The organism is Gemmata sp. SH-PL17 (assembly GCF_001610855.1).
In the GTDB taxonomy this organism is placed as follows: Bacteria; Planctomycetota; Planctomycetia; order Gemmatales; family Gemmataceae; genus Gemmata; species Gemmata massiliana.
The window spans coordinates 7,018,333-7,031,583 of sequence record NZ_CP011271.1; the positions used below are offsets into that span (position 1 = coordinate 7,018,333).

The following is a 13,251-nucleotide window of genomic DNA, read 5'->3' on the forward strand; positions in this document are numbered from 1 at the left end:
CGCGTCATGCCAGCGCTGGTTCGGCGACTGCTTCGGCGGCCCCGGTGAGCGCCTCGAAGTCGACCAGCGTCGGCTTGATGATGGTCGGCTCGTCGATCGCGTCGAACACCGCGTCCTGGGTCTTCAGCCCGTTGCCGGTGATGCAGATCACGATCTCCTCGTTCCGCGGGATGCGGCCCGACTCGATGAGCTTCCTCGCCACGGCGAGCGTGGTTCCGCCGGCCGTCTCCGCGAACACGCCTTCCGTCTTCGCGAGGAGCAGCATCGACTCCACGATTTCGGCGTCGGTCACGTCTTCCGCCCAACCGCCGCTGTCGCGGATCAGTTTCGCGGCGAAGTACCCGTCGGCCGGGTCGCCGATCGCGAGGCTCTTGCAGATCGTGTTCGGCGTCTTGATCGGCTTGTGGCGCTCGCGGTTACTCTTCACGCAGTCACTGATCGGGTTGCACCCGCTCGCCTGCGCGCCGTACATCTTCGTCGTCACGGGGGCGTCAACCAGTCCCAGCCGACTCAGTTCGGTGAAGCCCTTGTGGATCTTGCCGATGAGCGCGCCGCCGGCCATCGGGCACACGACGTGTTGCGGGAATCGCCAGCCGAGGTCTTCGGCGATCTCGAAGCCGACCGTCTTGGAGCCCTCGGCGTAGAACGGCCGCAGGTTCACGTTCACGAATCCCCAACCGTACTTCATCACGATCTGAGTGCAGAGCCGGTTCACCTGGTCGTAGGTACCGGACACCTTCACCACTTTCGCGCCGTAGAGCGCGGTGCCGTAAATCTTCACGCGCTCCAGGTCGGCGGGCACGAGAATGACCGTCTCCAGCCCGGCGGAGGCGCTGAGGGCCGCGACGCTGTTCGCGAGGTTGCCGGTGCTGGCACACCCGACCATCCGCATCCCGAGTTCGCGCGCCTTCGACAGCGCGACCGACACCACGCGGTCCTTGAACGAGAGCGTCGGGAAGTTGACCGCGTCGTTCTTGATCCAGAGGCGCTCGACGCCGAGCGCGTCCGCGAGCCGGTCGGCGCGGATGAGCGGCGTCCCGCCGACTTGCGGGCCGACGGTCGGTTCGCCGTCGAGCGGGAGCAACTCGCGGTAGCGCCACATGTTGCGGGGGCGGGAGGTGAATTTGGCTCGGCTAACGTTCGGCTTGATGCGGTCGTAATCGTAGGCGACTTCGAGCGGCCCGGAATCGTCCGGGCAGAAGAAGCTCGCGGCCTTCGGGTAGAGCTTGCCGCACACGCGACACTTCAGCCCCAGAACGAAGTCGTTACTCGCCACAGCAGAACCTCTGAGAAGAGAGACGCACGGACCGCATCACGCGGCGAAAATTCGTTTTGAGTGGGTGGGTTTACTTAGCCAGAAGTGCTGCCAAATTTGGCAGTTATGGTGAGATAAGAGTACGGCGGGGCTATTAGCCCCGCGCGAGATCTTATCTTCCCCGGCCATACCGCTTCCCCCGTTGTTCGGGAGCCGCGGCGTTTGCCGGGCAGGAGTTAGCACCTGCATCGCGTGCCGCACGTTGGGAACGTGCAACAGTAGACCGGTTGCTGTGGCGTCGTCGGGCCTGGCCCCTCAGCCACTCTGGATAAGATACTCACCAACTTAAGTTTTCAATAACGGCTGCGCACGCACAGCGCGTTGGAAGAAAGATACGGTACTTTCGCGAATACGGCAACAGCATTCGGGTGTTTTTCACGTTCAGGGCGCTTTGGACAACAGCTCTTCCTCTCCAGTCTCAGTCGCAACTCGTCGCATGAGCCCCTTCGCATCGAAATAGAGCCACTTTCCGTCACCACTGAACACCGGACCTGCCCTACCGACGCTATCCAACACGTCCAGCAATTGAAGGTCAATCCGATAAAGGCGCCGGCCATCGGCGACACGAATCAAATCACAACGTCTACTACCAGCGGTGACACCAGCCAAGTAACGGCCGTCGGACGAAAGAGCAAGCCGACTGTACACACCGGATGGCCCGCCCGCGACCGGAAATGCCCCGGTACGAACCCCGTCGTTGGTGCGGTGAAATGTCAGCTCACACGCCCCGTGCCCGGCCATAGAGCAAACTGCGATTGTCTTACCATCCGCGGACGCGGTGTAACTGGCTGCCCGATAGCTGACATCTTTTAACCGCAACACCACAGGCGGTGCGTCTGACAACGGATCCCACGCTGCCAATTCTGGCCCCGAAGTGTCCCTCAAATCTCTGAGACTCACGACCCGTTTGAGCGCGGGAACGTAGGTCATGCCCCGGTTCATATCGAGTTCCTCTCGAGCGGGACTTTGCAATCCCTTCCTCTGCGCGACAGTTCCGTCCGTCCGGATCAGGAGGACCGTGCCACCATCGATCAGCACAAGTGCGGAACCGTCCTCCGTAAACGTCATCGTCCCCACGAGAGGGGCGTCAGACGGAAGTTGAACCGCTTTCACGACCCGATTCGTTTCAAGAGAGAAAAACTCGACTTTGCGTTGAAGCAATGGACGAACTGCGAGCAACGTACCATCAGGAGAAACGAGAGATTGGATTAGAGGGCCAGACAGCGGAGCGATTTTCAGTGGTTGGGTACGGAAATCCCAAACCCAAACTTCATTTTCACGGGTGCGATCGGCTCCCTTTTCCAACCGGGCAGCGCCACCGATGACCATTCGCTTCCCGTCTCCAAGTAACGAAAACGAGCGAACCTCTCGGAACTCGGGTAGCTTAGGCGGGTCGACAGACGGGTTCGGGACGGCGGAACCAGGTTCGCCTGAACCGACCTCCTTTGCCGGAGGATCGGCGCTCGTGTTCGCCGGGGCATTGTCTTCGCTCTGACCACGGCTCATGTAGTAGACCGCGCCGGCCACCACACCGACCGTTATTACGAGGCTGAAAGCGGCGACCACGCCCACGACGACGTTTCGCGTTGTGCGCGATTCGCTCTCAGGCCCTGCGGCGCGTGACCGGTTCCGGCGAGGCCACTCGTCGTCTTCCACCACGATCTTCTTCCGCGCCCCCTTGCGCCCTGTACTCGCCTCAACCGGCGATTCATCCTCCACCACCTCGAAGGCCGGAACGTCCGCCACTGGTGCCGGAACCGCGAGCACCGTCTGGCACTTGGGGCACTTGACCTTCTTACCGACCGCGGCGTCGGGCGCGTTCATCCGGGCCGAGCAACCGGGGCACGTGATGGGGATGGGCATAATAGGGGAGCCTCGAGAAAAGAACGCGGGACGGCGGAACCTGCGTCAAAACGGATACGTCGTCGCGGCCTCGGCGACGTTCAGGGAACATTCGCAGCACGGTTCAGGCAGAAGCGGAAGCCGAACTCTCTTGACTCCGAGCGAGCAGTGATTCAACTACCCCGCGAACCTGCTTCGACTGAAGCACGCGCTTTACCAAATCTTTAAACTCTTGGGACGTCGATGCCTCCGGACGCCACTCCCGTTCTGTGTCGTAATGGTCGGCATCGGGCTCAAATATGGCGGCCTCAAGCGTCGCTGGGTAGGGCTCGTTTATGGCGTGTATTACGGTTAGCACCGTGCGGCGCTCGCCGCTGAGCGCCGGGGCGATCAATTGAAGCTCGTGAGTCACGCTCCTCTGCGAAGATGCGGTCACCACCTCGGCTTCCAACAACCCGTGAGTCTTCGCGGACAGCGCTCCAGCTTGGATTCGCAATACGGCTAACGGCGACAGAATTTTCACGTCAAAATCGTCGGGCCAGTAGCTCGTCATCTCATCGGCCATGATTCCCCCGGCGGTCACCAGTCGAGTCGGAACACTAGCGGTAAGTGATCGGAACCACTTGCCGCGTCCGGTAGACCGTTGACAGTAAGCAACGTGTTCACACCGTCCGTGTCGGGAACGATCACGTCGCGAAGGTGATTCATCAGTTGCGCCCGCAACAACACCTGATCGTAGGTGTTCCAAAAGTAGTTTACACTCCCAGAAGGGGAGCGATAGTAGGTGCCCGAGGGACCAGGGGTTCGGTCCCCGAGGGCGCCCCACATCGGGTTGTAGAAGAGCGGGTATTCGGTGCCCCGCACTTCGCGCTCGCCGCCCAATCGGGCGACCACGTCGCGGCTCATCGCGGCCTGAAGTCCGCCGGCCCAAACGACCGAACTCTCGAATGGGTTGGCGTTCAAATCGCCGACAACGATCGTGCGCTCGTGCCCCTGCTGGGTTTCTGTGGCGCGAATATTCGCGGCCAGTTGGTTCGCGACCAGCAGTTGGTCCATTTCGCCCGCGTGGAGCTTGCTCGGCAGGTGCGCAACGAACAACAAAAAAGCCGGGCGGCGGCCGATTTGGACCCGGAACGTCAGCCACGCTTCGAGCGGATCTTGGTACAGAGCGTGCCAACGAGCGGTGGGCAGTCGCGTGTAGAGCTGGAGCCTCGAACCCGATCCCGGAACGAGTGCGAACGGACCATGTCCCGTGGCGTCCAGCGCGGTTACGACCGTTGTGGACGGTGTTTGGCACTCTGCGAGTACCACCACGTCGACCGCGTGTGCAACAACCAAGTTGCGCACGCGGCCCGAAAGCGGCTTCTTCTTGATGTTCCAGAACAGAAACGTAATCACGGGGCGACCCTTCTCGCTCACGTCCCCATGATGTTGTAACCGCAGTCCACGTAGAGGATCTGACCGGTCACGGCGCTGGCGAACGGGCTGCACAGGTAGAGGGCCGCGTTCGCGACCTCTTCCGGCTCGATCGGCCGGCGCAGCGGGGAGTGCTCGGCCGCGTGCGTGATGAGCTTGTCGAAGTCCGGGTTGATCGCCCGCGCCGCGCGACTGGCGTAGGGGCCGGCGGAGATCAGGTTCACGCGGACGTTCTTGTCGCCCACGAACCACGAGAGCTGCTTCGCGTCCATCTGGAGCGCGGCCTTGCACGTCCCCATGCCGCCCCCGTAGTGCGGGACCACCCGCTCCCCGGCGACGTAGGTCAGCCCCACCACGCTCGCCCCGCCCGGGCGGTTCGCCATGTGCGGCGCCGCCGCCCGAACCATGCTCACGAGCGAGTACGCCGAGATCCCCATCGCCTCGTGGTACGCCTTCCGACTCGTCTCGATCAGCGACTTCTTGATTTCCGAGCTGAACGCGATCGAGTGGATGAGGATGTCGATCCCGCCGAACTCCTTCGCAACCGCGTCCACGGTGCCCTGGATCGAGTATTCCGGGAACTGCGCGTAGCGACGGTTGGTGCGGATCTCGTCCGGCACGTCGGCCATCGTGTCGTAGCTCGCGTCGCACGGGAACAGCTTCGCCGGCTTGAACTCGCTCCCGTCCGGCAGCAGGCGCGACTCCCGGTCCACGTCGCGGGTGAGCACCCCCTCGACGATCCCCATCACGCGCGGGTGGCACGCGAGCACGACCGTGGCTCCGGCCGCCTGGAGCGTTTTCCCGATGTACCACGCGAAGCTAATGTTGTCGCCGACGCCGGAGACGAGTGCGACTTTGCCCGAGAGATTAATGGGGAGCATGAGAGCCTCTGAAAATGACACGGCACGCGGACCGTTCTTGTCCGCGTGCCGTTTTATTGATCCGGTTCTGCGACGGCTTCCGCTCCTGGCTCCTACGCCCCGGCGCCGAGTACAAGTTCAAGCCGTACCCAAACGGTGGCCTAGCGCCAGCGGAAAATGCGAAGCGCGATCGCGAAACTGATACCGCCCCACAAAGTAAGCACGATCAGCGGGTGCGGGAGCGCCTCCCAACCGGCACCATCGTTCATGACCGCACGCAGCCCGTCGTTCAGCGCGGTAAGCGGCAGCGCCTGAATGAACGGCTGCATCCCCTCCGGGAACCGTGCCGCGGAGAAAAACACGCCCGAAAGCACGTACATCGGAAGCATGACCGCGTTCACCAGCCCCGCGACCGTTTCCATCGTGCGCGCGCGCGAACCGATGAGTAACCCCAGCCCGGCGAACCCGGCTCCCCCGATCGCGACGAGCGCGAGAAAAACGAGCGGGTTCCCGCGCACGCGGATGTCGAACACGAGGTACGTGACCCCGAGCAAAAGCCCAATATCGATGAACGTGAAGATGAGCCGACTCAACATCATACTCAGCAGAAAATCGGACCGGCGCATCGGCGTCGCCTGGAAGCGCTTCAAGAGCTTGCGCACGCGCAGGTCACCGACCGCGAACCCCACACCGAACAACCCACCCCCGAGCAAGTTCATGCCGAGCAAGCCGGGGATCAGGAAGTCGATGTAGCGCCCACCCGGTTCAGTCACAGCGGTTTCGGTCGGGAGCGCCTGAGTCGGGTGCGCGGACCGTAACAGGGCGCGGTCTGCGGCGTTGCGCGCGAGCACGCTTTCAGAGCGAGTCTCATCGAACAGGTACTCGTGACCGCCCGCGGTTCCCGGGCGCGGGATGACGATCACGTCCGTTTTCGACGTGCGGAGCCGCTTGCGGCTGGTCGCTTCGTCGTTGAACGCGACATTGAGCCCCGGATCGGCCCCGAGCTTCTCGCGCAACTTCTCGGCCGCGCTGGGGTTCGCCGGGTCGAACAAGATGTCCACGTTCGATGCGGGCACGGGCTTCTCGCTGAACGCCATCCCGAGCACGCACGCGAGAATCAGCGGGAACCCGTACACCCAGAAGAGCGCGGCCGGCTCGCGGTAGAACTCGCGGAACCGGGCCAGCGTCAGTTGCCAGAGTGGAGACATAGTTCCGAGTTCCAGGTGCCCAGTTCCAGAGTTAAAAACACACGTTCCGGTTCGAGTCGGTTTTCAACTCAGAACCTGGAACTCGGAACTATGATTCGTCGCGCAGGTGGCGCCCGGTAAGCGTTACGAACACGTCTTCGAGGGTTGCAGTGCGAGTCGTGAGGCCCGCGATCTTCACTCCGACCGTTCGCACAAGGTCGAGAAGTGCGGGAAGCGCGCGGTGCGGCTCGCTCGCGGTGATCGTAACGTGGTCGCCCTCTTCTCGCACCGAGTTCACGGTAGGCAGATTCGAGAGTTCGGCGGTTCGGGGGCGAGTTGAACTGGTCGGATCGATATCGAGATCGATGACGTGCTCCCCACCAACGCGGGCGATCAGTTCCGCGGGCGTGCCGAGCGCGATCACCTTTCCGTGGTCGATCACCGCGACGCGGTCGCACAACCGCTCGGCTTCGTCCATGTAGTGCGTGGTGATAACGACCGTGCGCCCGCGGTCCTTGATCGAGCGAATCACGTCCCAGAGCTGGCGCCGGGATTGCGGGTCAAGCCCCGTAGTCGGCTCGTCGAGGAAGAGCAACTCCGGGTCGCCGACGAGTGCGGTCGCGACCGCGAGGCGCTGGCGCTGCCCGCCGGAGAGTTTGTCGACGTAAGCGTTGGCCTTCTCTTCGAGGCTCACGCGGCCGATGGCCTCGTCCGGCGCGATGCCGACCGAGTAGAACGAGCGAAACAGCGTAACCGTTTCGCGCACCGTGAGTTTGTCCGAGAGCCGCGTTTCCTGAAGCGAGATCCCGATCTTGTTGCGGATCTCGGTGTCGTTTGTGCCCCACTTCAGCCCGAGGATCTCCACCTCGCCCGCGGTCGGGTCGAGCAGCCCCTCGATGATTTCGAGGGTCGTGGTCTTTCCGGCCCCGTTGGGACCGAGCAGCCCGAAGCACTCCCCGACATTCACCTCCAGATCGAGACCGCGCACGGCCTCGACCGGCGGTCGAGCGGGGTACGTCTTCACGAGGCCGCTAACGCGAATGGCAGAGGTCATACGTTCAGTTTTAGGGAAACGGGAACGAAACGGTCACCGCTTTGGGCGCGAGAAATGTGACCCGGTGTCAAATCCGTTCGGGGTCGGGCGACCGACACAGACACAGCCGCGCACAATGAGGTTCACAGAAATCCGCGGCGCGCCAAGCACGCGAAATCCATTCCCCACGCGACGCCAATGTGAAGCGCAGCGCCGAGCCAGACCGACCGCGTAACGAGGCTCATGAACCCGAGCACGACGCCCGCAATAATCGACGCGGTCGCTTCCGGCATGGGCTTACCGAAGTGAATGAGGACATAGGGCACGACCGAGACGAACACCGCGTACATGCCGAAGCGGTGCTTGGTACCGTGAATGATGAACCCGCGGAAGAAGAATTCCAGGCTCACGAACTGTGCGGCGTAGGCGAGTTCCCACTTCCACAAGTCTTTCCGAACGTGCTCGGGCGAACCGAACCGAAAGAACGGGTACGTTTGCTGGAACCGGTCCTCGCCCGAGCAGACCCACACGAGCGGGACCATGACCAGCGTGAACACCACGTACAGCGGCCACGCATTGAGGACGCCGCGCAACTTCAGCCCGTAATCGGCCGGGCGCGCACGAAACCCGATCGTGAGAACCAGTAGCGGAATGATCGCATACGTGAGGACCGCGATACCCGCCCACCACAGGCGGGCAGCGAGCTGGTCGCCGCTCCATTTGCGGAGCAGCGCGTCGACCTCGGCGCCGGATTCCGGCCCACCGAACGTGGACGCCAGGAACCGGGTCGTCCCGAGCACCTGACCGGGGGTCGCGGTGTATTGCTGGAGCGTGAGGCAAATCGCGGCGGTGAGCAGAACCGTGGGCGTCTTCCAGTCGACCCGGCGGCCCTCGTCGGAAAGCCGGTACGCGAGCGATTCCGCTTCGACCCGACGGAGCGGCTCGCCGAACCACGTTTGCCAAACGTGCAGCAACAGTTTGGTCATCGGCCCGAATCACCGCGGAGAACGAACGGGAGCGTCTGCGAAAGTGTACTGGCGCTCCGAGAAATGAGAAAGAGCGCTACCCTTTACCCAGCACCAGATCCACAACCCAGCACCCGCGCACGTGCGGCCCCTCACCGCGGCAATGACTCAGGATGTCGTCGTTGTCGCACCCGGCGTCCTGGAGCGCGTCGCCCAAGATCGGCATCGCGCTGAAGTCGCGGGACTCGTACATCTGGGACGCCAGCGCTGCTGCGGCACTCGTGCGCCAGCCCGGATCGAACATGACGGCGCGAAACGGGTTGCCGAAGATGTCCCGTAGGATGTCGCTTTGTGACCGCCGCTCGCTCTCGAAACCGGCAGGGTGCATCCGGGCAGCACGGTCAGTCGCATTGCCGATGGCTGCGACGACCCGGAGGTCAGGGAGGAGCAGGTAGGCGAGCCAATCGTATTCTTGGTAGCAGTAGCACTGAGTCGCTTCTTCGAGTTCGACTTCCGAAGCGCGGTCATCCGCAAAACGCTCAGCGACTTCGATAACAGAACCGGAAATGTTCTCCGGCAACACAGTGCCGAGGCGACGACAACACCCACACACATATAGCCGCAGTTGCCGATCTGCCGAACAGATAAAACCGTTCAGATCAAGGGTCTCAGCGAAAGGCTCTATGCTTTCCGGGTCAGTAGACGCCAGCCATTCCGCTTCGGTCATCGGTCGCCCCCTGGAACCGCCCCCAGCATGACCGATCCGGCACCGCGAGTCTACTCATCGAACAAGCTCGGTGGTTGCGGCGGGTCGATCACGCGAACGGCGGGCGCGATTTCCTTCAGGATGGCGCAGAGTCGTTCGGCGTTGGTGATCGCCTGAATCCCCACGCAGTTGTTGAAGAAAATCAGTGCCTCGTCCGCACGATCCTTTTCGGCCGCAGTCTTCAGCCCCACCGCCCACTCGCGCAGCTCGGCCTCAGTGTAGTCGTAAGCGTAACGCAGCTTACCGTCCTGGTACCAATTGTCGGCGTTCTGAGAATGGAGCCGGGCGTAGATGCGGCGGTTCGCGATTCGTAGCCCGCGCGGGAACAGCGTGGGAACGTCCGGGACGCCCACACTCACAAGGTCCAGATCGACGTGTTCCATCCACTCGCGCAAGTTCGGCGCGTTCCAGGAGCGGTGCCGGAACTCCACTGCCACTCGATGCGGCTTCAGTTGCGCGCCGACGTGCGTGAGCCACGCGCGGTTGTCGACGGTGTTGTGGAACGCTTCCGGTATTTGGAAGATCAGCCCGAGCGACTTGCCCGTCGCGACGAGGTGGTCGGCGGCCTGTTTGAACGCCGGGATGTCGTCGACCGATCTCTCGTGGCTCACGGACTTCGGCACCTTGAGCGTGTAGCCGAACCCGGGCGGTGACCGACGGGCCATCTTCGTAATCTGCTCGCGCGTCGGCGGGCGGTAGAACGACGAGTTGATTTCGACGGCCGCGAACCGCGTCGCGTAATACGGCAGCATGTCGTGTTGTGTGGTGCCGCGCGGGTAGAACCCGCCGACCCACGCGGGGTACGCATAGCCCGCCGTACCGATCCGAACGTTCATTCCGGTTTGTAGGTTGTGTGCACGGAGCGGGCGAGAAGATTATTCTAACCGCACTCTGCCACGCACGGAAACTCGGTGAGTCAGTGCGCACGCGCCGTTACGGTTCGGTTGCGCGCCACCAACCACTGCCGCGGTTACACTGAGCACATCCACAAGCCCCCCGGAGACCGTTCATGTCCGCTCAGATGTTCGGCGACGTGCTCCCGAACGGCGTCTCCATTCTCATCGGCATCTGTGTAACGCTGGTCGGTTTTCGCGTCTTCGGGAAGAAGCCGGGCACGAGTGAAGAAGCTGACCGATGGCACGCGAAGATTGGGAAGTGGTTCAAACTCCTCGGTCCGGTGATCGTGCTCGGCGGCCTCGTGTCACTCGTCGCAACAACCGGCAAACATTGGTCGCAGACGGCCGATGGCTGGAGCCGCCACACCACCACAGACGGAGCGTGCAGTGTCGAATTCCCGCACGCCCCGCAACACGATGTAGGTTCCGAGGGAGAGGAGGACCGACTCGTGGTATCTCTCTCGGACCGCAATGTGAATTATTCACTCACGTTCTCGGATGTCCCGGAATGGAAAGACATTCCACTCGAAGAACAGTTCAACAGGCTCCGCGAGCACTATATGGGCAAGTCGTCGGGTAGCACGACGCCGTTGCTACTCGATGAGCACGTGCTCAACGAACACGGCTTCCCCGGTCACGAATACCACATCGCGGTCGGGCACCAGTTCGTCACGCGGATCAAGGTGTTCATCAACGGCTCGCGCGTCTACCGCGCGATCGCGGTGAACCCACCCGATATCGAACTCGATCGCAAGTCCCAACGGCTCATCGATTCCTTCCGCTTCGAGATCCACAAGCCGTAATGGTGCGTGTTCTCTCTACGCCATCGCCATTTGGGTTACCGCACGGTACGATGCACACTCACCACTGAGAGTCGCATCATGTCGAAAGCCAAGAAGCCGGTACTGGCGAAGCTGTCCGACCTCCAACAAGGGAATTACGTCGATTGCTTCGTGCAACTCGCGGAAAAACAGCGCAAAACACTGGCGGACGGCAAACCGTTCGTCACCTGCAAGTACCGCGATGCCAAGCGAACCGTTGGGGCCGTGCCCATTTGGGGCGACGCACCGTTATTCGAGCAGGCCCTGGATTGGCAGGTCGGGCAGTTCTTCAAGGTGCGTGCGACCTACACCGAGCACGAAAAATACGGCCCGCAACTCGACGTCGAGCAGATCCGACAGGTCGAGGACCGCGACCGCGCGGACGGGTTCAGTGAACTCGATTTCGTGGAGCGCTCCCGGCACGATCCGGCCGAGATGTTCGCGGAACTCGAAACCATCGTGAACGGCGAGATCGTCGACGGCCCGCTCCGCGTGCTCGTGCTGAACCTGCTCACCACACATGCCGCGACGCTCAAAACGCTCCCGGCCTCCACGCGGCACTTCTACACGTTCGCGGGCGGTTGGCTCGAACACACGCTTTCGGTCACGCGCTCGTGCATCTGGCTATCGGACCGGTACGCGGCTCAATTCCCCGAACTGAACCCGCCGCTCAATCGCGGGCTGGTGGTCGCGGCCGCCGTGCTGCACGACATCGGCCGGGTCCGCGGAGTGGACCTGCCGCCCGGCCAGCCCGGTCATGTGAATGTTCCCGGTGAGTTATTCGGGCACCTGTTCCTCGGCTACGACATGATCCGCACGGCCGCGCACGCGGTACCCGATCTCGATCCCGAACTACTCGACCTGCTGTTACACTGCGTCATCACTCCGTTGCGGCTCCCTGAGCGCGGGGCGTCGCGGTTTCCGTGCATCCCCGAAGCCCTGATTCTCCACCACGCGGACGAACTCGACGGGAAATTGGAAATGCACGTCCGGTGCCTCACCCGCGACACGTCCGAAGGCCCGTTCACCGACCGCGATCCCATCCTCGGGCGCCCGCTGTTAAAAGCGCGCAAGGTGTGACGGTATCTCTTGTCGCGAGAGAAGTGAAAGAACCAACCGCGGAGAACCCACGTGAGCGCGACTGTAACGAACCTCTACGACGTCCCCGTTACCACGATCGACAACACGCCGACCACACTGGAACAGCACCGCGGTAAGGTGCTGCTCGTCGTGAACGTCGCCAGTAAGTGCGGGTTCACCGGGCAGTACAAGGGGCTGGAAGAACTGTACCGCAAGTACAAGGAGCGCGGGCTGGTACTGCTCGGGTTCCCGTGCAACCAGTTCATGGCCCAGGAACCGGGCAACGCGGAAGAGATTCAGTCGTTCTGCTCGCTGAAGTACGACGTGACGTTCCCGATGTTCGCGAAGGTGGACGTAAACGGGAAGAACGAGCACCCGCTGTACTCGCACCTCAAGGACGCGGCTCGCGGTACGCTGGGAACGCGCGGCATCAAATGGAACTTCACCAAGTTCCTCGTGGACCGCGCCGGGAACGTGGTCGCGCGATACGGGCCGATGACCGCCCCGCACCAACTCACCGCCGATATCGAACGCCTGTTGGGGTAACGGAATGAGCGACGAAGCCGGCTTCCTGAAAGCGATCGCAGACCGACCGGGCGAGCGCGCCACGCGGCTCGCCTATGCCGATTGGCTGGAGGAGAACGGGCGCCCCCAAGAAGCTGAATTCCTGAAAGTGCAGTTCCAGATCGAGGAAATGAACACCCGGCTCATCGAACTCGGCGGGCAACTCGATGCGAAGTGGCTGACTGCGATTGGAAACGTTCGTACCGAATCACTTCAGTTCACCTTGCGAACAAGGCGCGTACTCACGTTGTGCGAGCTACGACAGTGGGATTTTTATGCGAGTTTACTGGAAGATCGTTCGATGATCGAAGAGGTCCAGCGCATTGTCGCAGAGGAAGAATCGCGACAGGGGCAGCGCCCTTATCTCATTCAGCACATCGAACAAGAAAGACCATCTTCGATTAAGCCACTGGAAATGCTACCTACAGATGGGTTATGGGAATTTCTACCTACAAGTGAGTCGTTGGGGGTGACGTTGCCTACCACTACAGCGCGGGTTTAGATGA

At 62.3% G+C, this 13,251-nt stretch carries 14 protein-coding genes and 1 riboswitch; of the genes, 4 read left to right on the forward strand and 10 right to left on the reverse strand.

All coding sequences use genetic code 11. The annotated features are described in order from the left end of the window. Positions 1-4: 4 nt before the first annotated feature. From thrC to VT84_RS29050, 10 genes are all read right to left on the reverse strand, one after another. Entirely contained in the window at positions 5-1,276 is a 1,272-nt protein-coding gene (thrC, locus tag VT84_RS29005; RefSeq protein WP_082841948.1) for a threonine synthase, read from the reverse strand. Positions 1,277-1,424: 148 nt separating this feature from the next. Next, a riboswitch (SAM riboswitch) is annotated at positions 1,425-1,590 on the reverse strand. A gap of 106 nt (positions 1,591-1,696) precedes the next feature. Beyond that, positions 1,697-3,178: a PD40 domain-containing protein gene (locus VT84_RS29010; protein WP_082841949.1), complete on the reverse strand. Its 1,482-nt coding sequence runs from the start codon at positions 3,176-3,178 to the stop codon at positions 1,697-1,699. A gap of 103 nt (positions 3,179-3,281) precedes the next feature. Further along, complete coding sequence (locus tag VT84_RS29015) at positions 3,282-3,722, reverse strand: hypothetical protein (protein ID WP_157469934.1); 441 nt, start codon at positions 3,720-3,722, stop codon at positions 3,282-3,284. Between the two features lie 14 nt (positions 3,723-3,736). Continuing rightward, positions 3,737-4,555 (reverse strand): endonuclease/exonuclease/phosphatase family protein, encoded by an 819-nt coding sequence (locus tag VT84_RS29020; protein ID WP_157469936.1) that lies wholly within the window; start codon positions 4,553-4,555, stop codon positions 3,737-3,739. 17 nt (positions 4,556-4,572) lie between these two features. Beyond that, complete coding sequence (locus VT84_RS29025; protein ID WP_082841951.1) at positions 4,573-5,454, reverse strand: SDR family oxidoreductase; 882 nt, start codon at positions 5,452-5,454, stop codon at positions 4,573-4,575. Between the two features lie 140 nt (positions 5,455-5,594). Further along, a complete protein-coding gene (locus tag VT84_RS29030; protein WP_052556441.1) occupies positions 5,595-6,641 on the reverse strand; it encodes an ABC transporter permease in 1,047 nt (348 codons plus the stop codon). A gap of 88 nt (positions 6,642-6,729) precedes the next feature. Further along, positions 6,730-7,674: an ATP-binding cassette domain-containing protein gene (locus tag VT84_RS29035; protein ID WP_082841952.1), complete on the reverse strand. Its 945-nt coding sequence runs from the start codon at positions 7,672-7,674 to the stop codon at positions 6,730-6,732. A 122-nt stretch (positions 7,675-7,796) separates the two neighbouring features. Then, positions 7,797-8,639, reverse strand: a complete 843-nt coding sequence (locus tag VT84_RS29040; RefSeq protein ID WP_082841953.1) for a CPBP family intramembrane glutamic endopeptidase — start codon at positions 8,637-8,639, stop codon at positions 7,797-7,799. A gap of 76 nt (positions 8,640-8,715) precedes the next feature. Next, a complete protein-coding gene (locus tag VT84_RS41350) occupies positions 8,716-9,198 on the reverse strand; it encodes a hypothetical protein (protein ID WP_239465494.1) in 483 nt (160 codons plus the stop codon). 197 nt (positions 9,199-9,395) lie between these two features. Next, a complete protein-coding gene (locus VT84_RS29050) occupies positions 9,396-10,220 on the reverse strand; it encodes a DUF72 domain-containing protein (RefSeq protein ID WP_082841954.1) in 825 nt (274 codons plus the stop codon). 173 nt (positions 10,221-10,393) lie between these two features. Here VT84_RS29050 and VT84_RS29055 point away from each other — a divergent pair, with 173 nt between their 5' ends. From VT84_RS29055 to VT84_RS29070, 4 genes are all read left to right on the forward strand, one after another. Then, positions 10,394-11,083, forward strand: coding sequence for a hypothetical protein (locus VT84_RS29055; protein WP_082841955.1), 690 nt, complete (start codon positions 10,394-10,396; stop codon positions 11,081-11,083). A gap of 78 nt (positions 11,084-11,161) precedes the next feature. Continuing rightward, complete coding sequence (locus VT84_RS29060; RefSeq protein ID WP_082841956.1) at positions 11,162-12,181, forward strand: 3'-5' exoribonuclease YhaM family protein; 1,020 nt, start codon at positions 11,162-11,164, stop codon at positions 12,179-12,181. 51 nt (positions 12,182-12,232) lie between these two features. Continuing rightward, complete coding sequence (locus VT84_RS29065; protein ID WP_082841957.1) at positions 12,233-12,727, forward strand: glutathione peroxidase; 495 nt, start codon at positions 12,233-12,235, stop codon at positions 12,725-12,727. A 4-nt stretch (positions 12,728-12,731) separates the two neighbouring features. Beyond that, positions 12,732-13,247: a TIGR02996 domain-containing protein gene (locus VT84_RS29070; RefSeq protein ID WP_082841958.1), complete on the forward strand. Its 516-nt coding sequence runs from the start codon at positions 12,732-12,734 to the stop codon at positions 13,245-13,247. The last annotated feature ends 4 nt before the right edge of the window (positions 13,248-13,251 follow it).